The organism is Catenuloplanes japonicus (genome assembly GCF_000717135.1).
Taxonomy (GTDB): Bacteria; Actinomycetota; Actinomycetes; order Mycobacteriales; family Micromonosporaceae; genus Catenuloplanes; species Catenuloplanes japonicus.
This window is the reverse complement of sequence record NZ_JNXY01000009.1, coordinates 174,772-198,304: the sequence shown is the minus strand read 5'-3', so window position 1 is coordinate 198,304 and position 23,533 is coordinate 174,772. Positions and strand designations below refer to the sequence as shown.

The window sequence follows — 23,533 nt, the reverse complement described above, 5'->3', positions numbered from 1 at the left end:
GGTGCGGGGGCAGCCTACAAGGACTTCTCAGATCTCGTCGATCAGGTCTGCGACGGAATTGACCACACGGGACGGACGGTACGGATAACGGTCCGCCTCGACCTCGTCGGAGATGCCGGAGAGGACCAGGATCGTGTGCAGGCCGGCCTCGAGTCCGCAGAGGACGTCCGTGTCCATCCGGTCGCCGATCATCGCGGTGCTCTCCGAGTGCGCCTCGATGGTGTTCAGCGCGGAGCGCATCATCATCGGGTTCGGCTTGCCGACGAAGTACGGATCCACACCGGTCGCCTTGGAGATCATCGCGGCGACCGAGCCGGCGGCCGGCAGCGCGCCCTCGACGGACGGGCCGGTCGGGTCCGGGTTCGTGCAGATGAACTTGGCGCCGTCGTTGATCAGGCGGACGGCCTTGGTGATCGCCTCGAAGCTGTACGTCCGGGTCTCGCCCAGCACCACGTAGTCCGGGTCGTAGTCGGACAGGATGTAGCCGACCGCGTGCATGGCCGTGGTCAGGCCGGCCTCACCGATCACGTACGCGGTGCCGCCCGGACGCTGGTCGGACAGGAACTGCGCGGTGGCGAGCGCGGCCGTCCAGATCGCCGACTCCGGCACCTCGAAGCCCATCCGGGACAGGCGCGCGTGCAGGTCACGCGGCGTGTAGATGGAGTTGTTCGTCAGGATCAAAAACGGCTTGCCGGACGAGCGCAACCGGTTGATGAACTCGGGCGCACCCGGCACCGGCTGCCCCTCGTGCACCAGCACGCCGTCCATGTCGGTCAGCCAGCTCTCCACCGGCTTGCGGTCCGCGCCCATCTTGTTCTCCCTCGGGAAGACGACACCACGAAAGCTCATCGAGACGACGGGCGAGCCGGCGGCCTGCAGCAGTCCACCGCACAGTAGTCCCAGACCGGGAGATTACCGAGCCGCTGTGCCGGTGCGGAAACGCACACCGGCTGTGGCACGGTGAACGGCGCGCCCTCATCAGAGGAGGCCAACCGCTCCAGCACCAGCTCACGCACCATTGCCACGTAACGGGGGTCGTGGCCGGGCGTGCCGGCGCGCGCGTAGCCCAGCCCGAGCGAGGCGGCCGTCTCCTTCGCCTCGTTGTCCAGGTCCCACACCACCTCGAGGTGGTCGGAGACGAAGCCGATCGGGCTGACCACCACGTCCGTCACGCCCTTCTCCGCGAGCGCGGTCAGGTGGTCGTTGACGTCCGGCTCCAGCCACGGCACCTGCGGCGGGCCGGAGCGGCTCTGCCAGACCAGGTCCCACGGCAGGTCGAGGCCGTCCGCGACCAGCGTGGCGGTCTCGTGCAGCTGCGCCTCATAGCGACCACCGGACGGGCCCGCGGTGGCGGCCATCGACGTCGGGATCGAGTGCGCGGTGAACACGATCCGGGTCGTGTCGCGGCGGGCCGGGTCGAGCGTGGCCAGCGCGTCGCGCAGCGCGTCCGCATGCGGCGCGACGAAGCCCGGGTGGTCCCAGAACTGGCGGAGCTTGTGCACGCGCGGCGCGCCCTCGCCGACCGCCTCGGTGGCCTTGGCGATGTCCTCCCAGTACTGCCTGCAGGACGAGTAACCGCCGTAGGCGCTGGTGGCGAACCCGAGCGCGTTCTGGATCCCGTCCGCACGCATCTGGGCGAACGTGTCCGCCATCATCGGGTGCCAGTTGCGGTTGCCCCAGTAGATCGGCAGGTCCACACCGTTCGCGGCGAAGTCCTCGCGCAGCGCGTCGATCAGGTCGCGGCACTGCTGGTTGATCGGGGAGACGCCGCCGAAGTGCAGGTAGTGCTCGGCCACCGCGAGCAGGCGCTCCCGGGGCACGCCGCGCCCGCGCACCACGTTCTCCAGGAACGGCATCACGTCATCGGGCCCCTCGGGCCCGCCGAACGACATCACCAGCACAGCGTCGTAAGCCACGGCTCCCAGTCTGCCCGCTCCACCTGGACAGGCCGGGGCCAACCCCCCAATAACGCGACCAACACAACACCCAGAAATCATCAGGGGTACGAGGAAGAGCGCGCTCCCCTTCGTACCCCCGATGATCTTGATCTTGAAGTTACGCACCCACGGCTGTAAAGCTAAGGCTCAGCCGTTCCACGCAGCACGCGCGAAGATCATGCGCCCACGGCGTGGAACCCACCGTCCACGTGCACGATCTCGCCCGTGGTGGCCGGGAACCAGTCGGAGAGCAGCGCGAGGATGCCCTTGGCGGCCGGCTCGGTGTCGTGCAGGTCCCACGTGATCGGGGCCCGCTTGGTCCACTCGTCCTCGAACTGCTCGAAGCCGGGGATCGACTTCGCGGCCATCGTGCGCAGCGGGCCGGCCGCGACCAGGTTGCTGCGGATGCCCTGCTTGCCGAGGTGCAGCGCCAGGTAGCGGTTCGCCGACTCCAGGCCCGCCTTGGCGACGCCCATCCAGTCGTAGACCGGCCAGGCCACGGTCGCGTCGAACGTCAGGCCGACGATGCCCGAGCCGGGGCTCAGCAGCGGCACCGTGGCCTTCGCCAGCGACATGTAGGAGTAGGTCGAGACCTGCACGGCCGTGGCCACGTCCTCCCACGGCGCGTCCATGAAGCCGCCGCCGAGGCAGCTCTGCGGCGCGAAGCCGATCGAGTGCACCACGCCGTCCAGGCCGTCGACGTGCTCGCGCACCTTGTCGGCCAGGCCGTCCAGGTGCTCCTTGCTCGACACGTCCAGCTCGATCACCGGGACCGGCTTGGGCAGCCGCTTCGCGGTGCGCTCGACCAGCGACAGCCGGCCGAAGCCGGTGAGGATGACCTCGGCGCCGGCCTCCTGCGCGAGCTTGGCCGTGGAGAACGCGATCGACTGATCGGTGAGCACGCCGGTGATGAGCAGGCGCTTGCCCTCAAGCAATCCAGACACTGTTTCTTTTCCCTTTGTGTGAAGTGCTTCAGTGACCCATGCCCATGCCGCCGTCGACCGGGATGACCGCGCCGGTGACGTAGACCGCACCGTCGCTCGCCAGCCAGGTGACCACGGACGCGACCTCTTCCGGCGTCGCCATCCGGCCCAGCGGGATCTGTTTCTTGATCTCCGCCTTGCGCTCGTCGGAGAGCACGTCCGTCATCGCGGTGCCGATGAAGCCGGGGGCCACCACGTTCGCCGTGATGTTGCGGGAGGCCAGCTCGCGGGTGATCGAACGGGCGACGCCGACCAGGCCCGCCTTGCTGGCCGCGTAGTTGATCTGCCCCGGGTTGCCGGACAGGCCGACGACGGAGGAAATGAAGATCATGCGACCCCAGCGGGCGCGGACCATCTTCGGCGTGGCGCGCTTGGCCACGCGGAACGCGCCGGTCAGGTTCGTCTCGACGACGTCGGTGAACTGCTCGTCGGTCATCCGGAGCAGCAGCGTGTCCGCGGTCATGCCGGCGTTCGCCACCAGCACCTCGACCGGGCCGAACTTCTCCTCGACCTGCGTGAACGCCGCGTCGATCGAGGCCGGGTCCGTCATGTCGGCCTGCACGCCGAACAGGTCGCCGTCCGGCGCCCCGGTCCCGCGGTGCGTGATCGCGACCCGGTCGCCCTGCTTGGCGAACGCCTGGGCGATGGCCAGGCCGATCCCGCGGTTGCCTCCGGTCACCAGTACCGTGCGCGCCACGGTCACTCCCTCTCTCGGCCTGCCGAATCCCGCAGGCGGTCGGGGTGAGCCTAGGCGCTACCGATTGGTAAACGGTAACCGTCGGTGCCGGTGAGGCGAGTCATACCGGGGTATGAGCTCCGCAGGGTCACGACGTGGTGCCGTCGCGCGCCGTAGCCTGCCGAGGTGCAGGTCTCCTCCCGTTTCCGCAAGCCCACGCCGCTGCGCGATCTCGGCCGGCTGTTCAGCGGCGCCGACTACCCGTTCGCGCCGCCGCGGGCGGGCTCGCGCTGGTCCCGGGTGCGGCGCAGGCTGCTGCCACTGGGGCTGGTGCTGATCGCCGCGCTCACCGCGGCCGGCGCCGCCTACCTGCAGTCGGAGCGGGTCATCTCGATCGAGCGGGCGACGCTGCTGTCCGTGTCCGGCACGGCCCCGCTGCTGTTCGTCTTCTGGCGTCCGCTGGTCGCCTGGCGGTTCGCGTTCGCCGGCATGTTCATCGGCGCGCTCGGGATCGACCAGGAGGCGGAGGCCTGGGCGTGGAACCCGGTGCAGATCCTCGTGCTTCTGCTGGTGTTCGGCGTGGTGGCGGCACGGGCCAAGGGCGGCGTCGTGCTCTGGATGGCGGCGCTGATCGCGATCCCCACGATCATCTACACGCCGGCCAACAACGGCCTGGCCGTGTGGGTGCTGTTCCTGGTCGTGATCGTGCTCGGTGACCAGGTGCGGCGGCGGACCCGGGCGGAACAGATCCTGGAGGTCCAGGAGGAGATCAGCGACCTGGCCCGCGCCCAGCGCGCGGTGCTGGAGGAGCGGGCCCGGATCGCGCGCGAGATGCACGACGTGGTCGCCCATCACATGTCCATGATCGCGGTGCGCGCGGAGACCGCGCCGTACCGGCTGGCCGGGCTCTCCGACCCGGCGAAGGAGGAGTTCGTCGCGATCGCGGGCGCGGCCCGGGAGACGCTGGCGGACATGCGGCGGCTGCTCGGCGTGCTGCGCACCAGCCGGGAGGACGATCCGCAGCTGGCCCCGCAGCCGACGCTGGCGGACCTGCCCGCGCTGATCGCGACCGCGTCCGAGGCGGGCATGCCGGTCACGCTGGAGATGGAGGACATCGCGCCGGCGCCGCCGGAGCCGGTGTCGCTGGCCGCGTACCGGATCGTGCAGGAGGCGGTGGCGAACGCGGGACGGCACGCGCCCGGCGCGGTGGTCCGCGTGGTCGTGCTGGCCGAGAACGACGCGCTGCACGTCACGGTGGCGAACGGGCCCGCGCCGGCACCGCCGCTGGTGTCCGGCGGCACCGGGCACGGCTTGATGGGAATGCGGGAGAGGGCGCAGGCTCTGGGCGGCACGTTCATAGCGATGCCGTCGCGGGGCGGGTTCGAGGTGTCCGCCACGCTCCCCTTCAGCCTTTCAGGAGAATAGTTGATCAAGGTATTGATCGCCGATGACCAGGCGATGGTGCGCGAGGGCTTCGGCGCGCTGCTGGCCGCCCAGCCCGACCTGCTGGTCGTCGGCGCGGCCGCGGACGGCGCGCAGGCCGTGGCCGAGACGCGGCGGCTCGACCCGGACGTGGTGCTGATGGACGTGCGCATGCCGGTGATGGACGGCCTGGAGGCGACCCGGCGGCTGCTCTCCGGCCCGGCCACGGACCGGCCCAAGGTGCTGATCCTGACCACGTTCGACCTGGACGACTACGTGTTCGAGGCGCTGCGCGCCGGGGCCAGCGGCTTCCTGCTGAAGGACGCGCCCGCGGCCGACCTGGTCCAGGCCGTGCGCGTGGTGGCCGGCGGCGAGGCGCTGCTGGCCCCGTCCGTGACCCGGCGGCTGATCGCGGAGTTCACCGCGCGTCCCGCCCCTCGGGAGAAACCGCGGCCGACCGCATTGAACGCGCTCACCGTCCGGGAGACCGAGGTGCTGCGGCTGATCGCCCGCGGCCGGTCCAACTCGGAGATCGCCGCCGATCTCGTGGTGGCGGAGCAGACCGTGAAGACGCACGTCGGGCGGATCCTGGCCAAGCTGGCGCTGCGCGACCGCGCACAGGCCGTGGTGCTGGCCTACGAAACGGGCCTGATCGCCCCGGGTGAGTGAACCGGTCGTAGTACTCAAGCGGTAGTGAACGGATCACGGCAGTATCACGTACCCCGGGAAAGCCAGTCGAAAGGCGGCTCTGGTGGGGGACGTACCGCCTGTGGTCGCAGCCACAGGGTGTCCTCTCCAGCGATGAGAGGACCGCCATGACGGGACGTATGTTGATGACCGCACTGGTTGCGGTGGTGTTGTGGGCGTACCTGCCCATGTCGCCCGTGCATCAACCGGGCAGGACACGGCCGAAGCTGGCCGCGACCATCGCCGGGGCGTTCTCCGGATGTCTGACGCCACGTGAGTGCGCGCTCCGGATCGACGGGCTCTACGCGGCCAGCGTGGCCTCGATGCGGGCCGCGGGGCAGCCCTACGCCGGCTGGGCCGCGGACGGCAGGCACTTCCTCGGCTTCGACACGCGCGGCGACGGGCAGGCCGTGGAGGTGTTCGGCGACCTCGCCACCGCGGAGCGGATCACGGTGGTGGTGCCGGGCGTGGCCAGCACGCTCAACAACTTCACGCGCGGCCTCGGCAACGTGGCCCGGCGTGCGCCGTCCGCGCAGGCCCGGTCCGTCTACGACGCGGCGCTGGCCCACGACCCGGACGCGCGCGTCGCCGTGATCGCCTGGCTCGGCTACGACGCGCCGGACGGCGTCGGCGTCTCCGCGGCTCGCGAGGAGGTCGCCCACGCGGGCGGCCGCGCGCTCGGCCGGCTGCTGGACGCGCTGGGCGCCGCACTCCCCGGCACGCCGGTGACCGTGGTGGGGCACAGCTACGGCGCGATCGTCTCCGGGCTGGCCGTGCGGTCCGGCGCCGGGTCCGTCACCGACCTGGTCGCGCTGGGCGCGCCCGGCATCGGTGCGGAGAATGCCGGGGCCTTCCCGGGAGTACGCGTCTGGGCCGCCCGCGCGGACGCGGACTGGATCGGCCGGGTGCCGGCCGTGCGCGGTCTCGGCTTCGGTCACGGCACGCCGCCGGCCGCGCCGGAGTTCGGCGCGCTGCCGCTGCCGGTCGACGCGGCCACGGTGCACGACGCCTACCTGACGCCGGAGTCCCCGACGCTGTCCGCCGTGGCCGCGCTCGCGCTCCCGCACGCCGTGGCGCACTAGACACTCATCACGATCGGGTTGCGGTGACGGCTGTCCATGATCGGACAACCGTCACCGTCCGTGATCATTACAAGGCGTGACGTGGATCAGGGATCGACAGGTTTGCCCGCGCGAGCCGCCGGGAACACTCTGGGTTGACCTGGCGTTATCCGCCGCACTGTCCGGTTCCCCCGTCCGTGCGGTCCACACGCGACACGATCCTCGTGTTCATCGGATGGTCAAACACGGTCGTGCACAACGGGTGTACTGTGGCGCTCGGTTCTGGTCCGGAGCGAACTGCGGGAGGTGATTGCTATGCGAGATAGCGATCCCCCCAGTCATAGCCGGGCCACCCGTCAGTTCCGCTGACGCCGCTCCCGGCGTCTCCTTCACGCGACTGACCCGGTGACCGCTTCCTGAGAACACATTCCCCGCCCCGTTTCTCCCGGGCCCGGGGTCCTCTGCCCGTGCGCGTGTCGCGCCGCCACGGGTGTCGGGAGCGTGTGCGCGTTCGTCCTCGCGGCCTGCGCCGGCCGCGATCGCCACCGGAGACATCACCATGAGCCGTTACGTAGCCCCGCTCGGCCTGATGCTGGCCACCGCCTGGGTCGTCACCCTGTTCGTCCTCGCCAGCGGCGCCACCAGTTGAGCACCCCGCCGAGGACCGAGGCGTCCCCCGTGACGTGCACGGGGGACGCCGCTCACGGCAGCCGGGACGACCAGAGCAGGCTGCAGACGGCCGCGACCAGGCCGAACAGCAGCGCGATTCCCACGTAGTACTGCGTCACCTCGCGCGGCTCTATCCGGTACCCGATCGAGCTGCCCATGTCCTGGTAGACCTGCTTCAGCTCGGTCACCGAGGCCGCCTCGTAGAAGTAGCCCTTCGTCGCCTGCGCCAGCTGATCCAGCGAGTAACGGTCGACCGGCACCGGCTGGAGATCGCCGGCGATGTTCACGATGCCGCTGTCCGTGCCGAATGCGATCGTGGACACCGGCACGTTCGCCGCGAGCGCGGCGGCGCCGGCCTCCTCGATGGACCGGCCGGTGGTGCGGTAGCCGTCGGAGAGCAGCACGATGCGCGCCGGCGGTGCGCCCTCGGCGCCGTCCGGGGGAACGGACTTGATCGCGTCCAGCGAGGTGAAGACGGCCTCACCGGTCGAGGTCGCCTCCGCCAGCGTCAGCCCGTCGATCGCGGTGCGCACGGCGGACCGGTCCTTGGTCGGCGCGACCAGCACGTTCGCCGACTTCGCGAACGAGACCAGGCCCACGTTGAACGACTCCGGCAGCTCGCTGACGAACTGCTTCGCCGCGTCCTGCGCCGCCTCCAGCCGGGACGGCGCCACGTCGTCCGCCTGCATGGACAGCGACACGTCCATGGCCAGGATGATGGTGGCGCGCTCCAGCGGCTCCTCCATGTCCACGGACGGGCGGCCCATGCCGAGCGCCAGCGTCAGCAGCGTGAGCACGAACGCGGCCGGGCCGACGTGCTTGCGCCAGCCGATGCCCTTCGGCGCCAGCGTGCGGAGCAGTTCCACGTTGCTGAACCGGACCGCGACCGTGCTCTTGCGCATCTGCCGCCACACGTAGGCGCCCGCGACCGCGAGCACCGGCAGGATCAGGAGCAGCCAGTACGGCTCCAGAAAACGAATCATCGAGTCGTCCCTCGGGTCCGGGCGTGCCGCTGCGCGGCCACGAAGCGGACCATGTCGAGCAGCCAGTCGGAATCGGTGCGCAGCCGCAGGTGGGCCGCGCCGGCGCCACGGAGCGCGGACGCGATGGCGGCGCGCTGGGCGGCGGCCCCCTCGGCGTACCGCCGGCGGAGTTTGGGGTCCGAGGTCCGGACCTCGTGCACGTCGCCGGTCTCCGGGTCGATCACCGCGAGCACGCCGACGTCCGGCAGCTCCAGCTCGCGGGGGTCGACGATCTCGATCGCCAGCACGTCGTGCCGGACCGAGAGCTTCTTCACCGCACGGGACCAGGACGCCGGGTCGGACATGAAGTCGGAGATGACCACGGCCACGCCCCGGCGGCGCGGCGGCTTGTTGAGCAGGTCCACCAGCTCGCCCAGCGAGGAGCGGCCGGGCGTGCTGGGCAGCTTGGCGACGTGCCGGAGCAGGCCCTGCGCCTCCTTGCGCCCGGGGCGGGCGGGGATGCGGCGCATCGCGTCGCCGGTGCCGACGACCGCGCCGAGCCGGTTGCCGCCGCGGACGGTCAGGTGCCCGACCGCGGCCACCGCGGCCACGGCCAGGTCGCGTTTGAGCCACTGCGCGGTGCCGAAGTCGAGGCTGGCGGAGAGGTCCAGCGCGATCCAGGTCTCCAGCTCGCGGTCCGCGACCGTGCGGCGCACGTGCGGGACCGTGGTGCGCGCGGTCACCGGCCAGTCCATCCGGCGGACGTCGTCGCCGGGCGTGTACTCCCGGGACTCGCCGGCCTCGGTGCCGGGCCCGGGGAGCAGGCCGACGTAGTCACCCTGCAGCAGGCCGTCGAGCTTGCGTGTGACCAGCAGCTGCAGGCGGGAGAGGACCGCTTCCGAGCGCGTCGACCCGTCCGGCGCGATACCGCGGATCATCGGATCACCGGGCTCCGGGCCAGGCGGCCGTGGTCGGCGCGCCCGCGGCCGGCGTCGCACCCTGGCGCGGCGTCACGGACGGCAGCGGCACGGTCGCCATGATCCGCTGCACCACGTGGTCGGCCGGGATGTCGTCCGCGAGCGCGTCGTAACTGAGCACGAGACGGTGCCGCAGAATGTCCGGCGCGATGTCCTGCATGTCCTGCGGGAGCGCGTAGTCCCGGCCGCGGAGCAGCGCCAGCGCGCGGGTGGCCCGGACGATGCCGAGCGAGGCGCGCGGGCTGGCGCCGTACTGGATCAGGCGGGCCACGTCCGGCATGCCGTGCGCGGCCGGGTCGCGGGTGGCCAGCACCACGCGGACCGCGTAGTCGATCAGCGCGTTGTGCACGAACACCTGGTCGGCCTTCTGCTGCAGCTTGATCAGGTCGTGCGGGGAGAAGACCGGCGACGGCTCGGGCGCGCGCACGCCCATCCGGTAGACGATCTCGCGCTCCTCCGAGTCCGTCGGGTAGCCGACCACGATCTTCATCAGGAAGCGGTCGCGCTGCGCCTCCGGCAGCGGGTAGACGCCCTCCTGCTCGATCGGGTTCTGCGTGGCCATCACCAGGAACGGGTGCGGGACGCGGTGGCTCTCGCCGCCGATCGACACCTGCTGCTCGGCCATGACCTCCAGCAGCGCTGACTGCACCTTGGCCGGCGCGCGGTTGATCTCGTCGGCGAGCAGGAAGTTCACGAAGACCGGGCCCAGCTCGACGTCGAACTTCTCACTGGACTGCCGGTAGATCCGGGTGCCGACGATGTCGGCCGGCACCAGGTCCGGGGTGAACTGGACGCGGGAGAACGTGCCGCCGACCACCTTGGCCAGTGTCTCCACCGCGAGCGTCTTCGCCACGCCGGGCACGCCCTCGATCAGGCAGTGACCGCGGGCCAGCAGCGCCACGAACATCCGCTCGACCATCCGGTCCTGGCCGACGATCACGCGTTTCACCTCGAAGAGCGCCCGCTCGACCTGGGTGGCGTCCTGCGCGGGCGTGGTGCCCGCCGGAGCCGCCGGGGCCACTGGGGCTGCCGCCGCCGGGGTCACCGCGTCCGTCGCCGGAGCGGGCTCCGGGGCGTCGGCGGGAACGGGCACCTCGGGCGTGGTCTCTTCGGCCACCGGTCCTCCACAACGTGGGACAAAAGAACTGAGTCACTGCGATTGCTGCGCAATACGTAACGTCTTGATCAAAGGCTAGTCCGCGGGACCCGCCAAGCGTGACACGTCCCGATACCGACCGCCCGAGACAACCACAGTTGTCTGACACCGGGCTGGGAGTACGCCGGGAGAAACCGGAGACTCGCCGTGGGCGGGTGGACAGACGCCACGGTCCCGTGTGTACCATTTCAGCCGTCGCCGGGCAGCTTCCCCCGTGGTTGCCCGGCGACCCATCAGCACCACCGATCCCGGGGGTTCCCACGTGACAGCGCCCGAGGAGCCCGTCTGCTCGGCCAAGGGCTGCAAACAGACCGCGACGTGGCGCCTGCTGTGGAACAATCCCTCGCTGCACACGCCGGACCGGCGCAAGACCTGGCTCGCCTGCGACGATCACCGCGAGCACCTCTCTCAATTCCTCGACGCGCGCCGCTTCCTGCGCGAGGTGCGCCCTTTCTGAACGCGCCGATTGTGGGTCACGGCGACTACCGTGGACGCTGTGACTGAGACGCCCGCACCCCTGGACAGCGGCGAGGTGCGCATCGACCCGCTTTCGCCCTGGCCGGACACGGTCGAGTGGAAGCCGGTGTCGCACGATCTGATCTGGGTCGAGCTGGTCCGGCTGGCGATCTGGCTGGTGATCCTGATGGGCGCGCTCGTGGTCGGCTGGGTCCTGGCCGACCACTGGCTGTTCGGGGCCGGCGTGGGGCTGGTGCTCCTGTTCGGGCTGTGGCGCGCGATCGTGATCGGCCGGGCCGTGCGCGCCTGGGGTTACGCGGAGCGCGATCGTGACCTGCTGGTCCGGCACGGGCTGCTGGTGCGGCGGCTGTCCATCGTGCCGTACGCGCGGATGCAGTTCGTGGACGTCACCGCCGGCCCGCTGGAGCGCTCGTTCGACCTGGCCACGGTGCAGCTGCACACGGCGGCGGCGGCCAGCGACGCGAAGGTGCCCGGTCTGCGGCCGGCCGAGGCGTCCCGGCTGCGCGACCGGCTGACCGCGCTGGGCGCGGACCGCGCGGAAGGCCTGTGAGCCGTCCATGACGCACGAGCCGTCGACGACGGACCAGCCAGCGGCAACAGACCAGCCCTCGACGACGGAGCCACCGGCGACGAGCGCCGCGCCGGTGCCGCCCGAGCCGCCGGAAACGCAGGGGCCGCCGGAAACGCAGGGGCCGCCGGTGACCGGTGCGGAGGCGCCGGCCGAGGCCGTGCCGCCGCGTCAGCGGCTGCACCCGCTCAGTCCGCTGCTCAACGGCGCGCGGTCGCTCGTGGTGATCGTGGGTGCGATCTCGCTCAGTCAGGCGTCCTCGTTCGGCTGGGAGCGCTTCGCGATCCTGCTGGTGGTGATAGCGGTCGGCGCGGTGGTGTTCTCGCTGATCAACTGGTGGAACACCGGTTACCACATCGTCGGCCGTGAGCTGCGCATCCACGACGGGCTGATCTGGCGGCGCACGCGGGCGATCCCGCTGGAGCGCCTGCAGACCGTGGAGGTGCGGCGGCCGCTGCTGGCCCAGCTGACCGGCCTGGCGGAGCTGCGGCTCGAGGTGGTCGGCGGCGGCAAGACGGAGGCCCCGCTCGCGTTCCTGACCGTGGCGGATGCGGAGGCGCTCCGCGAGCGCCTGGTGCGCCTGTCCGGCGATGTGCAGACCCACGATCAACTGCCCTTCGCGGGTACGCCGCCGGCGGTGGAGAGCGCCGAGTCGTACCCCCGGAACGATCTTGATCTGGGTTTTCCTCTGCACACGGTGCGGAACGCGGATCTCGTGCTGAGTCAGGTGCTCACGCCGCAGACGTTGCTGCTGCCGCTGGGCGTGGCGTCCGTGCTCGTGCAGTTCAGCTTCGCGGGCGACTTCAACCCGATCGCGATCTTCTCCACGCTCGCGGCCGTGGGCGGCGTCATGCTCGCGCCGGCCCGCCGCGTGCTCAACGACTGGAGTTTCCGGCTCGCCGACGTGCCGATCAGCGGCGAGGGGCGCGGGCTGCGGATGGCCTACGGCCTGCTGGAGACGCGCAACCAGACCGTGCCGCTGCACCGGCTGCAGGCCGTCACCGTCACCTGGCCGCTGCTCTGGCGCGCCAAGCGGTGGATGCGCGTGCGCTTCTCCGTGGCCGGCGTCGCGGGTCCGGGCGACGGCAACGAGCAGCAGTCCGACCGGCTGCTCCCGGTCGGCGACGCGGAGACCGGGCGGCGACTGACCGTGCTCGCGATGCCCGGCCTGGACCTGGCCGCGGTCCGGGTCGCCGGGCCGCCGCCGCGCGTGCGCTGGCTGCACCCGTTCGCCTGGTCGCGGATGGGCGTCGGGCTGAACCGGACCGTGTTCACCGTCACCAAGGGCGTGCTGACGCGGGAGCTGGTGGCCGTGCCGTACACCAGGATCCAGAGCGTGCGCGTGGTCCAGGGGCCGATCCAGCGGCGGATGCGGCTGGCCACCGTGCACGTGGACACCGTCGGTGGCGCCGGCGCCGAGGCCCCGGACCGGGACGTCCACGAGGCGTGGGCGCTGGCCGCCGCGCTGAGCGCCCGCGTGCATGCGGCGCAGGCAGCAACGATGTGATCTTGACCGATCCTGCACGGCACAGGGGTGCGGACTGCGCATAGGCTGTGGTCATGGAAGCCCAGCCGGCCCTCGCTCCCGGGCTCACCGCCCGCGTCGAGCTGGTGGTCAGCGACTCCGACACCGCACAGACGCTCGGCTCCGGCGACGTGCCGATGCTGGCCACGCCGCGCGTGCTCGCGCTGGCCGAGACCGCCACCGTGGCCGCGACCGCGCGGCAGATGCCGAGCGGGCAGACCACGGTCGGTTTCCGCGTCGAGCTGTCGCACGTCGCGCCCGTCCCGATCGGCCGCAGCGTCGCGGCCCAGGCCACGCTGGCCACGGTCGACGGCCGCCGCCTGCTGTTCGAGGTGCACGTCACGGAGGTGCCCGCCACGGCCGACGTGCCCTACGCGGACCGCCGGGTCGTCGCGGAGGGCCGGATCGAGCGGATGCTCGTGGACCGGCGGCGCTTCCTGTCCACCGCCTTCGAGTGAAAGGTCATCCGTGAGGTTCGTTGAGGTTGCCGACCGTGTGTTCGTGCTGCGCTACCCGATCCTGGACGTCAACTCCACGCTGATCGTCGGGGACGGCGAGGCGATGCTGGTCGACACGCTCGCCACCGGCCGGCAGGCCACCGACCTGGGCGAGGCCGCACGCGCCATCACCAGCTTCCCGTGGGTGCTGGTCAACACGCACCACCACTTCGACCACTGCTTCGGCAACGCCGCGCTGGCCGACTCCGCGCGCCCGGTCTGGGCCCACGAGGAGGCGAACCGACTGCTGCTCGCGACCGGCGAGGCGCAGCGCGCCGCCTGGGCCGCGCGCTGGGCGGCCACCGACCCGGTGCACGCGGCGGACCTGGCCACGGTCGAGATCCGCGGCGCCAGCGACACGTTCGCCCAGGAGCTGCCGCTCGACCTCGGCGGCCGGCTGATCCACCTCAAGCACCTCGGGCGCGGGCACACCGCCGGCGACATCGTGGTCCAGGTCCCGGACGCGGGCGTGGTCATCGCGGGCGACCTGGTCGAGGAGTCCGCCGCCCCCGACTACGGCGACGACTCGTACCCGCTGCACTGGCCCGAGACGGTCGCCGCACTGCTCCGCCTGGACCCGCTCACCACGGTCGTCCCCGGCCACGGCGCCCCGGTCGACGCCGCCTTCGTCAAGGCCCAGCACGAGGTCCTGACCACCGTCGAGTGGACACTCCGCGACGCCTACGGCGACGGCCTCCCCGCCGAGGACGCCGCCCGCGCCGTCCTCGACAAGACCTCCCTCGGCCTCACCCCCGACGCCGCCCTCACCGCCGCCCGCCGCGCCTACGCCGACCTCTCCGGCACAGCCTGACCCGGCTCCACACGTTCGGGTGCAGCGGGCCGGGCACCGCTGCTGGCATCATTGACGCTGACTTTCGAAGGAGGGCGGCGACGATGACCGCAGCCAGCAGCGCCGACCGGCCCGTGCAGTGGCCCGGAGCAGAGCACGTGCCCGCCGAGGAGCTGGTGCGGCGGCACGGCGCCGTGCCGATCTCCTCGGTCGCCTCCATGGCGCGGCCCGAGCTCTTCGAGAGCGACGACGAGCTCGACGACTTCCTCCGTGACGTCTACGCAGCGCGCCGATCGGACCTGGCGTGAGCCTGGTCGTCCTCGACACGGATGTCGCCTCGACCATCCTCCGTGGCCGGCAGACCGAGCGGCTCGAGGCCCAGCTGGCCGGCAAGACCTGGCTGATCACCTTCGTCACCCAGGGTGAGCTGACCCAGTGGACCATCGCGCGCAGCTGGGGTCCCCGCAAGCTGGCGCACCTCGCGGAGTGGCGACGGCAGGTGACGCTCCTCCCCGCGGACGAGGCGGTGGCGACCGCGTGGGGCATGCTCCGCGCCCGCGCGACGGGACGGGGCCGGCCACGTCCCGTCAACGACAGCTGGATCGCGGCCTGCTGCATCGTCAACGGCTTGCCGCTGGCCACGTTCAACGTCAAGGACTTCGCGGACTTCGCCCAGCACGACGGCCTCCGGCTGCTGAACCTGAGCTGACTACTCCGGCAGGGTGATGCAGGCCAGGCGGGTGCCGGCGGTGCCGGCCTTGCCGGGGGCGGTCTTGGTGTGCTCGGCGTGGATGATCAGGGAGCGTGGGGGCTTGGCCTGGTCGAAGCGCCACGCGACCGTGGAGCTGACGGAGGCGGTGCCGGCCACGTCCGTGGTGAAGTCGAGCCAGACCTCGTTGCTGGGGTTGGCGAACGACGGGTCGACGGACGGCGGCGACGCGGCGGCCTTCGGGTCGTGGTGGTGCTGGTAGTGCGGGCCGGCGTCGTCCGGCTTCGCGCCGCAGACGTTGGTGTGCAGGTGGGCGCCGTACGCACGGGACGGCAGCAGGCCCTCGACGTCCAGCTGGACCACGGTCTCGACCACCGCGGGTGAGACCGTGACCAGCGCGCCGGCACCGATCGGGACGCCCGAGGGGTCGTACGTGATCGCGGTTTGATCGTCGGCCCAGGCCGCGAACGTGCCACCCTCGGCGTAGGCGCGGAGCACGGATGCGGTCGCGACGTCGGAGGGCATCGCGGCATCCTTCTCCGCGGATCCGCAGCCGCCAGCCGCGAGCAGCCCGGTGAGACCGAGCCCGATCATGATCGCTCGTCGCATACGCCCGCTCCTCCACAAACCGACAAAACCCGACAAATAATGATATTTCATTATCCATTGTCCCATGGTGGTACTCGCCGGTCAGGCGGACGGCCTGGCAGGATCGGGTGAAAAACCTTCCCGGGAGGGGCGCGAAAAATGGCCTATGCGGTGGTGCTCGGCGAATCGCTCATCGACCTGCAGGAGACCGAGCTCGACGGCGCGCCGGCCTACCGCGAGGTGATCGGTGGCGCGCCGCTCAACGTTGCCACCGGCATCGCCCGCCTGGCCGGCCCGGGGCACGTGGAGTTCGGCGGCGCGCTCGGCGACGACGCGCTGGCCGGCCGGATCGACGCGTCGCTCACCGGCGCCGGCGTCGGCACCCGTGCGGTGGCCCGCGTCCCGGTGCCGACCGCGCTCGCGGTGGCCACGTTCGACGGCGCGGAGCCGGACTTCCGGTTCTACGGCGAACCCCCGTCGTACGCGCTCTACGGCACGGACGATCTCCCGGACGGCCTGGTGGAGCGCGCGGCCGTGCTCTACTGCGGCTCGATCAGCCTGCTTCGCGAGCCGTTCGCGTCCACCGCGCGCGCGGCCTGGCGCAAGCCCGGCCCGCTGCGCGTCTTCGATCCGAACGTGCGCCCGCGCCTGCTGCCGGACGAGGCCGCGTGGGAGCGGCAGCGCACGGTCGTCACCGAGTTCACCGCCGGCGCGGACCTGGTCAAGCTCTCCTCCGTGGACGCGGAGGCGCTCTACGACGGCGCCGCGCCGGCCGAGGCCGCCCGTCGGCTGCACGCGCTCGGCGCGCCGGTCGTGGTGGTCACCGCGGGTGCGCGCGGCGCGCTGGTCTCCACCGGGGACGAGGAGTCGTTCCTGCCGGCGCCGGTCGTCGAGGCCGTGGACGCCACCGGCGCGGGCGACTCCGTGATGGCCGCGCTGGCGTACCGGCTGATGTCCTCGGGCCGGCCCACCGGCCACGCCGAGTGGTGCGGGCACGTCGAGTTCGCCCTGTCGGTGGCCGCGCTGGTCTGCGAACGCGTGGGCGGCGCCGTGGCCATGCCGACAATCGCCGATCTTGAAAAGCGCTGGACCGAATAAAGATCGATTCCGGGGGTACGGGTCGAGCAGCGCGATCAATTCGTACCCGCGTGGTGCCGGTGGCGACCGGGCGGGTGATGTCGTTCGAGGACGGCACCCGCGGCCTCTCCTCCCAGCCGATCTCGAAGGGCCCGGACAGCCCGCCGGTCGAGGCGTGGACGCGCGCGCACTACGACGGCGGCCTGCTGCCGATGGACGATTACCGGCGTCCGGTCGGGCCGGTGGAGAGCGGCAGCGAGGGTTCACGGGTGGCTGCCCGGCCGATCCCTCGATGGCGGCGCGGCCGGGCGGCGAGTGCGGGACGCTCTGTTCCGTACCGTCGATCGCGTTGTGTTCCGTTCACGTGTTTCCGAAGTATCTGGCAACACCGCGGGACGTGGGCGCGATGGCGCAGGGCTGGCGCACCGAGGCGGACAAGCTGCACAAACCCGTCATCATGGAGAAGGCTGGCTACTCTCTGTCAGACGACGGTGACGAAACCGCGCGCGCCGCGCTTTACGCCGCGACCGCGAAAGCGGTCGGCCACAACGACCCTGGACGGCGCGCCGCTCTGGAACCTGGGGGCGAGCGTTCACGCTCAGCTACCCGGACCCGGAGTGGTCGACCATGATCAATTAGAAAGGGCAGGTACGCCGGTGGGGGTGACGACGCGGTAACGTCGAAGGGATAATCCTTTCGGCGCCACAGGCCACCCCCACCTGTGCGCCCGAACTCCGGGAGGCAGGCCCATGACCGAGCAAGAGGCCCCGAAGACGGAGTCGCACGACCCCGACTTCCCCGACGCGCTGCTGCAGTTCATGCGCTCCGGGTGGCGGGACGACTCGCTCACGGTCGCCGCGCAGCCCGAGGCCGAGCGATACGCGGCCCGCCGCAGCGCACTCTCCGCCGCGTTCCCGGGCGAGACGCTGGTCATCCCGACCGGCCGGGAGAAGGTCCGGGCCAACGACACCGATCACCCGTTCCGCCCCGGCAGTGACTTCGTCTACCTGACCGGCGACCACGACCCGGACAGCGTGCTGATCATGCGGCCGGTCGGCGACGGTCACGACGCGGTGCTCTACACCCGGCCGCGTTCCTCCCGCGAGACCGACGAGTTCTTCCGCAGCCGCGACGGCGAGCTCTGGGTCGGCCGTCGCCACACGCTCGCCGAGAAGGCCGCGCTGCTCGGCATCGAGACCGCGCCGCTGCACGACTCCGACCGCGCGCTCGCGGACTGCGCGCCCGGCCGCACCCGCGTGCTGCGCCGCTTCGACCCGCGCGTCGACGCCGCCGTCCGCCCGTGGGAAGCGGACAAGCCCGGCGACCGGGACCGCGAGCTGGCCTGGGTGATCTCCGAGCTCAAGCTGGTCAAGGACGAGTGGGAGATCGGGCAGCTCCAGGCCGCGATCGACGCCACCGTGCTCGGCTTCGAGGACGCGGCCCGCATCATCCCGGCCGACCGGGGCGTCTCGGAGCGGCTGATCGAGGGCGTCTTCGGCCTGCGCGCCCGCCACGACGGCAACAACGTCGGCTACGGCTCGATCGTCGGCGCCGGCTCACACGCCACGATCCTCCACTGGGTACGGAACAACGGTGTCACCAGGCCCGGCGAGCTGCTGCTGATGGACATGGGCGTGGAGGGCGACCACCTCTACACGGCCGACATCACGCGCACGGTCCCGGTCAGCGGCACGTTCACGCCGCTGCAGCGCCAGGTCTACGACATCGTGCACGCGTCCCAGCAGGCCGGCATCGACCTGATCAAGCCGGGTGTGAAGTTCAAGGACGTGCACGAGACGTGCATGCGCGTGCTCGCGGACGGCCTCGCCGACCTCGGCGTGCTCCCGGTCAGCGCGGACGAGGCGATGGACCCGCAGTCCACCGTCTACCGCCGCTGGACGCTGCACGGCTTCGGCCACATGCTCGGGCTGGACGTGCACGACTGCGCCCACGCCCGCAAGGAGAGCTACCGCGACGGCGAGCTCGGGGAGAACTTCGTGCTCACCGTCGAGCCCGGCCTCTACTTCCAGCCGGAGGACGACCTGGTGCCGGCGGAGCTGCGTGGCCTCGGCATCCGCATAGAGGACGACATCCTGGTCACGGCGGAGGGCGCGGTCAACCTCTCCGCCGGCCTGCCGCGCAGCTCGGCCGAGGTGGAGTCCTGGCTGGCCGCGCAGCGCGAGGCGGGGCCGCGTTTCCCGGGCGCCTGAACCGATGGCCGGATATCCGCATATTTCGCGGATGTCCGGCCATCGTCGTAGTAAAAGCGTTGTCACACAAAGCAATCTCGGTTCGAGATCGTATTGCGGTCTACGCAATGGCCGAACGGCACAGTACGATCAGCGGCGCTGTCGGACCAAGGGAGATTCCAAGCGATGCCGAGTCGCGAATCGGACCGGGACAACGGGTCTGACATACCCAAGGTGGGGCCGGATTCCGGTCGGATAGACCACGATTCGACGATCGTGATGCCGCTGGTGAAGCCACGCACGGCCGAGCCGGCACCCGCGAGCCCGGCAGGTCCGGCGACTCCGGCGACTCCGGCGGGTCCGAGACCCGCCGACACACCGCCCGCGGAGGCGCAGACGCAGGCGATCCCGCGAATCCCCCCGTCGGACGACACCGTCATCCTCCCCGCGCTGCGCGGCCGCACCACCGCGCAGGACCGGGAACACCCGCCCGCCCATGAGCAACCTCGCGACGAAGAGCCGCCCCCGGTCGTACCCCCGCATGATCCTGAGAGGCCCGCACGCCGCGGCCCGTCCCGCGCGATGATCGGCGTCGGCGTGGCCGTCGTCCTGGTGATCGCGGCGGCGGTGCTGCTCGTCAGCCTCCCCAGCAGCGCCCCCGGCAGCACGGACTGGGCCGGTGACTCCAGCCGCAACTGGCCGCCGGCCCCGCCGACCCACGACCCGGGCACGGGGACCCCGTCGCCGGCCTCGCCGCAGGCCAGCATGCCGTTCGCTCCCCCGGCGCCCGGCGAGATCGTCGACAACGGCCTGCTCCCCGGCGCGCCCGCGCGCAGCCCGAGCCCCGGCTCGTCCGCGACCCCGGCACAGCCCCAGATCGTCCCCGGCACGCCGACCAGCCCGCCCAGCACGGCGCCGACCAGCGTCTCCCCGACGACGCCGAATCCGCTGACCGGCGGCGACGGCTCCGGCCAGATCGAGGCGGAGTCGTTCGCCTGGCAGTGGGGCGTGCTCTCCACCGCGCTGGACGGCGCGTCCGGCGGCCGGGCCGCGTCCGGCATCGCGAACGGCGACTGGCTGCGCTTCGACAAGGTGAACGTGGGCTCGGCGAAGACGCTGCAGGTGCGGATCGCGAACGGTTCCGGTGCCAGCGGCCGGATGGAGATCCGGTACGACAGCCCGTGGGCCTCGCCGGCCGCTACCGTGACGGTGGACAACACCGGCGGCTGGGCCCAGTGGCGCACGCGCAGCGTGTCGTGCGGCGCGACCTCCGGCACCCGGACCGTCTACGTCTCGTTCGTCAGCCGCGGCAACGGCGACTTCGTATACCTCGACTGGTTGTCCTTTTCCTAGGAATCGAAAAACCCGCCAAACACTCATAAACGCCCCGCATCATCCGATGGGACACCGCAGACACCCAGCGGATCGGACCAGGCGGCGGCATGGCAGCGCGCGAGTCGAGGAGCAGGCACGGCACCGGCACCCGGCGACGGGAGGCCGCGCCGGGTGAGGGACGGTCGGCCGGCCGGCAGCTGACGTTCTACTTCACCGTGCTGGTGATGCTGCTCGCGCTGACCGCGCTGGCCCGCGCGGCCACCATGGAGTACGCGACGCGGGAGATGACCGAGGTCGCGCACCGCTGGTACCCGGCCGGCGTGACGAACGCGAAGGTGCTGCAGTCGCTGACCGACGTGCAGGCGGGCGTCCGTGGATACCAGCTGACCGGGAACCGTGAGTTCCTGGACACCTACTCGTCCGGCACGGCCGGGTTCCTCTCCGCGGTGGACCAGCTCAGTGATCTGGGCCTGGCCGACCCGCCGCTCGGCACGATGCTGGAACGGCAGGAGACGCTCGGCAAGACCTGGTGGCAGACGTACGCGGAGCCGATCTCGCAGGGCCGGGACGTGAACGCGACCGACGCCGCAGCCGCGTTCGCGGAGATCCGGGATGCGAACGCGGCGACCACGGCCCGGATCAACACGAACATGGCCGCGTCCACGTCCGCCGCCAAGGACCTGATCCGGCTGGTGAACGCGGTCTCCGTGCTGGTCACGCTGGTGGCGCTGGCCGTGACGCTGTACCTGGCGTACCGCGCGGTCGGCGACATCATCCGCCCGCTGCGCCGGCTCACCACCACGCTGAAGCGCCTGGAGCTGGGCGAGTACGGCGAGCGCGCCCCGATCTTCGGCCCGGCCGAGGTGCAGAACGCGGCGACCGGCGTGAACACGCTCGCAGCGGAGAACCAGCGCCTGCGCGTCCAGCAGGAGCACGAGGGCCACATGCGCGAGGTCGCCCGCACGATCGGCGTCGCGGTCCGCGCCCACCTCGACATCGACACCGTGCTGCAGGAGCTGGTCGACAAGCTCGGCCCGATCATCGGCGCGGACCGGGTGTACGTGCAGCTCGGCGGCCTGTCCAGCGGCATGCGCCTGAAGCAGTGGCACGCGAACGGCCTGGTCCCGCTGCCGCCGAGCCTGCTCACCCAGGCGCCGGGCCGGATCGACGCGGCCATGTCGGAGCAGGACCCGGACTCGCCGCCCGGCATCCACTACCGCCAGGGCCGGATCCTGATGGAAATCGGCAGCGCGGACGGCGCGTCCGGCACCGTCACCATGGCGTTCCCGCGCGAATATCAGGTGCCGGACGGCGAGCTGGGCCTGCTGGGGCTGGTCCGGGAGGACATCGACCGCGCGCTGCACCACTCCGGCGTCTACGCGGAGCAGAACCGGCTGCTGGCCGAGGTCAAGGCGCTCGACGAGCACAAGGAGCGCTTCCTCACCGACGTCACGCGCGAGATCCGCAACCCGCTGAGCAGCATCCAGGGCTACCTCGAACTGATCGGCGACTCCCCCGCGCCGCTCCCGGCCGGCCAGCAGAAGATGATCGGCGTCATCGACCGCAACGCGCACCGGCTGCGCGCGCTGGTCGACGACATGGTCACGCTGTCGTCCATCCGCCCGCGCCTGGCCAAGGCGAAGAACAAGCCGGTCCCGATCGCGGACGTGGTGAACGCGGTCGCGGACGAGTTCCGCCCCCGTTTCGAGTCGCAGGACGTGACGTTCACGGTCGACTGCCGCGCGGCCGAGGCCGAGGTCGGCGGCGACGCGGAGCTGCTGGCCCACGCGCTGCGCAGCCTGCTGGACAACGCGGCAAAATTCACCTCGAAGGCCGGCACCGCGACGCTGCGCTGCACGATCCCGCCGCGCAAGGTCGGGGACGCCGGCATCTCCGTGCTGACGGTCAGCGATACCGGCATCGGCATCCCGCCGGAGGAGGTGGATCGCGTGTTCGGCGAGTTCTACCGCGCGTCCAACGCGGTCCGCGCCGCCGTCGAGGGCCCCGGCCTGGGCCTCAGCCTGGTGAAAGAGATCATCCAGGCCCATTCCGGCCGCATCAAGATCACATCGGAGCTGGGCCGCGGCACCCAGATCATGGCCGAACTCCCCTTGCTCCGCGCCGTACCCACAACCGCATAAATCACCATATGGTACGCCCGGAGCGTTCCCCGCCCCGCTCCGAGGCACACGGTCCGCGAGTCGCGGTGCGGGCTTCTCCGGACATCCGGCACGGCCTCACGGATCTCGCAGCGAGGTGATCCAGGTGTCGCGGAAGCCCGGATCACGGTTCCGGCGCGGGAATCTCGTGGTTCCCGACCCCGCCATGCGCCCAATAGTTATACCGGTACACTCTGGCCGGGATAGTTATTGGTACCGCATGGAAGGCCCCGCATGATCGAGATCCTGAGCCCCGCCCAGCTGCTGCGTGCGAAGGACACCGGCACCCTGGTCGCCGACATCCTGCAGACCATGAAGAGCCGCAGCGCGGTCGGCACGAACCTCCTGGACATCGACCGGTGGACCCACGAGATGATCATCGCGGCCGGGGCGCAGTCCTGCTACGTCGACTACGCGCCGTCGTTCGGACGCGGCCCGTTCGGCCACTACATCTGCACCTCCGTCAACGACGCGGTGCTGCACGGCCTCCCGCACGACTACGCGCTGGCCGACGGCGACCTGCTGACGCTGGACCTCGCGGTCTCGCTGGGCGGCGTGGTCACCGACTCCGCGATCAGCTTCGTCGTCGGCGAGACGCGGCGGCCGGAGGACCTGGCGATGATCGACGCGACCGAGCGCGCACTGCAGGCCGGCATCGCGGCCGCCTCGGTGCCGGACGCACGCATCGGCGACCTGTCGTTCGCGATCGGCGAGGTGCTGACCGAGGCGGGCTACCAGATCAGCTCCGAGTTCGGCGGCCACGGCGTCGGCACCACGATGCACCAGGACCCGCACATCTCCAACACCGGGCGTCCCGGCCGCGGCTTCAAGCTGCGCCCCGGGCTGCTGCTGGCGCTGGAGCCCTGGATCATGGCGGACACCGCGAAACTGGTCACGGACGACGACGGCTGGACGCTGCGCAGCGTCACCGGCTGCCGCACCGCCCACAGCGAGCACACCATCGCCATCACCGAGGACGGCGCCGAGATCCTCACGCTCCCGGCCAGGGCGTGATCCGGACCCGGTGAGAGCCGTCCGGTCGCCCGGTCACCGTGATCCGCACGCCGCCGGCGAGCAGATCAGGGACGT

At 71.5% G+C, this 23,533-nt stretch carries 23 protein-coding genes; 15 read left to right on the top strand and 8 right to left on the bottom strand.

The window, feature by feature from the left end:
• Nucleotides 1-27: 27 nt before the first annotated feature.
• The 4 genes from OP04_RS15820 to OP04_RS15805 form a co-directional block, all read right to left on the bottom strand.
• Nucleotides 28-849: an HAD-IIA family hydrolase gene (locus OP04_RS15820; RefSeq protein ID WP_051797991.1), complete on the bottom strand. Its 822-nt coding sequence runs from the start codon at nt 847-849 to the stop codon at nt 28-30.
• The gene (locus OP04_RS15815) at nt 846-1,916 is read right to left on the bottom strand and encodes a ferrochelatase (protein ID WP_033340419.1); all 1,071 of its coding nucleotides are present in this window, start codon (nt 1,914-1,916) and stop codon (nt 846-848) included. The genes OP04_RS15820 and OP04_RS15815 overlap by 4 nt, the downstream gene beginning before the upstream one ends.
• 197 nt (nt 1,917-2,113) lie before the next feature.
• On the bottom strand, nt 2,114-2,881 hold the full coding sequence (gene fabI / locus OP04_RS15810; protein ID WP_033340418.1) for an enoyl-ACP reductase FabI: 768 nt from the start codon (nt 2,879-2,881) through the stop codon (nt 2,114-2,116).
• Between the two features lie 28 nt (nt 2,882-2,909).
• Nucleotides 2,910-3,617 (bottom strand): beta-ketoacyl-ACP reductase, encoded by a 708-nt coding sequence (locus OP04_RS15805; RefSeq protein WP_033340657.1) that lies wholly within the window; start codon nt 3,615-3,617, stop codon nt 2,910-2,912.
• A gap of 165 nt (nt 3,618-3,782) precedes the next feature.
• Between OP04_RS15805 and OP04_RS48490 the strand changes: the two genes are divergently transcribed.
• The 3 genes from OP04_RS48490 to OP04_RS15790 all read left to right on the top strand — a co-directional run bounded on the left by OP04_RS48490 (nt 3,783) and on the right by OP04_RS15790 (nt 6,787).
• Nucleotides 3,783-5,021 carry a sensor histidine kinase gene (locus OP04_RS48490; protein ID WP_051797989.1) on the top strand — a complete coding sequence of 413 codons (1,239 nt, stop codon included), beginning with the start codon at nt 3,783-3,785 and terminating at the stop codon, nt 5,019-5,021.
• Complete coding sequence (locus OP04_RS15795; protein ID WP_033340417.1) at nt 5,022-5,687, top strand: response regulator; 666 nt, start codon at nt 5,022-5,024, stop codon at nt 5,685-5,687.
• Between the two features lie 164 nt (nt 5,688-5,851).
• Nucleotides 5,852-6,787, top strand: a complete 936-nt coding sequence (locus OP04_RS15790; protein ID WP_051797987.1) for an alpha/beta hydrolase — start codon at nt 5,852-5,854, stop codon at nt 6,785-6,787.
• A gap of 680 nt (nt 6,788-7,467) precedes the next feature.
• Here OP04_RS15790 and OP04_RS15785 read toward each other — a convergent pair.
• The 3 genes from OP04_RS15785 to OP04_RS15775 are packed head-to-tail and all read right to left on the bottom strand — an operon-like array spanning nt 7,468 to nt 10,491.
• Nucleotides 7,468-8,418, bottom strand: a complete 951-nt coding sequence (locus OP04_RS15785) for a VWA domain-containing protein (protein WP_033340416.1) — start codon at nt 8,416-8,418, stop codon at nt 7,468-7,470.
• Complete coding sequence (locus tag OP04_RS15780; protein ID WP_033340415.1) at nt 8,415-9,335, bottom strand: DUF58 domain-containing protein; 921 nt, start codon at nt 9,333-9,335, stop codon at nt 8,415-8,417. Before OP04_RS15780 ends, OP04_RS15785 begins: the two co-directional genes overlap by 4 nt.
• A 4-nt stretch (nt 9,336-9,339) precedes the next feature.
• Nucleotides 9,340-10,491, bottom strand: a complete 1,152-nt coding sequence (locus tag OP04_RS15775) for an AAA family ATPase (RefSeq protein ID WP_051797985.1) — start codon at nt 10,489-10,491, stop codon at nt 9,340-9,342.
• Between the two features lie 301 nt (nt 10,492-10,792).
• On the opposite strand from OP04_RS15775, the gene OP04_RS15770 reads away from it, so the two are divergent.
• The 7 genes from OP04_RS15770 (at nt 10,793) to OP04_RS15740 (ending at nt 15,096) form a co-directional block, all read left to right on the top strand.
• The gene (locus OP04_RS15770; RefSeq protein WP_033340414.1) at nt 10,793-10,987 is read left to right on the top strand and encodes a hypothetical protein; all 195 of its coding nucleotides are present in this window, start codon (nt 10,793-10,795) and stop codon (nt 10,985-10,987) included.
• Between the two features lie 186 nt (nt 10,988-11,173).
• A complete protein-coding gene (locus tag OP04_RS15765) occupies nt 11,174-11,557 on the top strand; it encodes a PH domain-containing protein (RefSeq protein WP_408606761.1) in 384 nt (127 codons plus the stop codon).
• Nucleotides 11,558-11,564: 7 nt separating this feature from the next.
• Nucleotides 11,565-13,082 (top strand): PH domain-containing protein, encoded by a 1,518-nt coding sequence (locus OP04_RS15760; RefSeq protein WP_085066493.1) that lies wholly within the window; start codon nt 11,565-11,567, stop codon nt 13,080-13,082.
• Nucleotides 13,083-13,135: 53 nt separating this feature from the next.
• Nucleotides 13,136-13,558, top strand: coding sequence for a thioesterase family protein (locus OP04_RS15755; RefSeq protein WP_033340652.1), 423 nt, complete (start codon nt 13,136-13,138; stop codon nt 13,556-13,558).
• 10 nt (nt 13,559-13,568) lie between these two features.
• A complete protein-coding gene (locus OP04_RS15750) occupies nt 13,569-14,408 on the top strand; it encodes an MBL fold metallo-hydrolase (protein WP_033340413.1) in 840 nt (279 codons plus the stop codon).
• A gap of 83 nt (nt 14,409-14,491) precedes the next feature.
• Complete coding sequence (locus tag OP04_RS15745) at nt 14,492-14,695, top strand: hypothetical protein (RefSeq protein ID WP_033340412.1); 204 nt, start codon at nt 14,492-14,494, stop codon at nt 14,693-14,695.
• A complete protein-coding gene (locus tag OP04_RS15740) occupies nt 14,692-15,096 on the top strand; it encodes a type II toxin-antitoxin system VapC family toxin (protein WP_033340411.1) in 405 nt (134 codons plus the stop codon). Before OP04_RS15745 ends, OP04_RS15740 begins: the two co-directional genes overlap by 4 nt.
• On the opposite strand, the gene OP04_RS15735 is transcribed toward OP04_RS15740, so the two are convergent.
• Nucleotides 15,097-15,705, bottom strand: a complete 609-nt coding sequence (locus OP04_RS15735) for a superoxide dismutase family protein (RefSeq protein ID WP_033340410.1) — start codon at nt 15,703-15,705, stop codon at nt 15,097-15,099.
• 138 nt (nt 15,706-15,843) lie between these two features.
• On the opposite strand from OP04_RS15735, the gene OP04_RS15730 reads away from it, so the two are divergent.
• From OP04_RS15730 to map, 5 genes are all read left to right on the top strand, one after another.
• Nucleotides 15,844-16,782 carry a carbohydrate kinase family protein gene (locus OP04_RS15730; RefSeq protein WP_033340409.1) on the top strand — a complete coding sequence of 313 codons (939 nt, stop codon included), beginning with the start codon at nt 15,844-15,846 and terminating at the stop codon, nt 16,780-16,782.
• 728 nt (nt 16,783-17,510) lie between these two features.
• Nucleotides 17,511-18,971 (top strand): aminopeptidase P family protein, encoded by a 1,461-nt coding sequence (locus OP04_RS15725; RefSeq protein ID WP_033340408.1) that lies wholly within the window; start codon nt 17,511-17,513, stop codon nt 18,969-18,971.
• A 267-nt stretch (nt 18,972-19,238) separates the two neighbouring features.
• Nucleotides 19,239-20,303, top strand: coding sequence for a carbohydrate-binding protein (locus tag OP04_RS49680; RefSeq protein WP_157239867.1), 1,065 nt, complete (start codon nt 19,239-19,241; stop codon nt 20,301-20,303).
• Between the two features lie 89 nt (nt 20,304-20,392).
• Complete coding sequence (locus OP04_RS15715) at nt 20,393-22,426, top strand: sensor histidine kinase (protein WP_033340407.1); 2,034 nt, start codon at nt 20,393-20,395, stop codon at nt 22,424-22,426.
• Between the two features lie 252 nt (nt 22,427-22,678).
• Complete coding sequence (gene map / locus OP04_RS15710; protein WP_033340406.1) at nt 22,679-23,458, top strand: type I methionyl aminopeptidase; 780 nt, start codon at nt 22,679-22,681, stop codon at nt 23,456-23,458.
• The last annotated feature ends 75 nt before the right edge of the window (nt 23,459-23,533 follow it).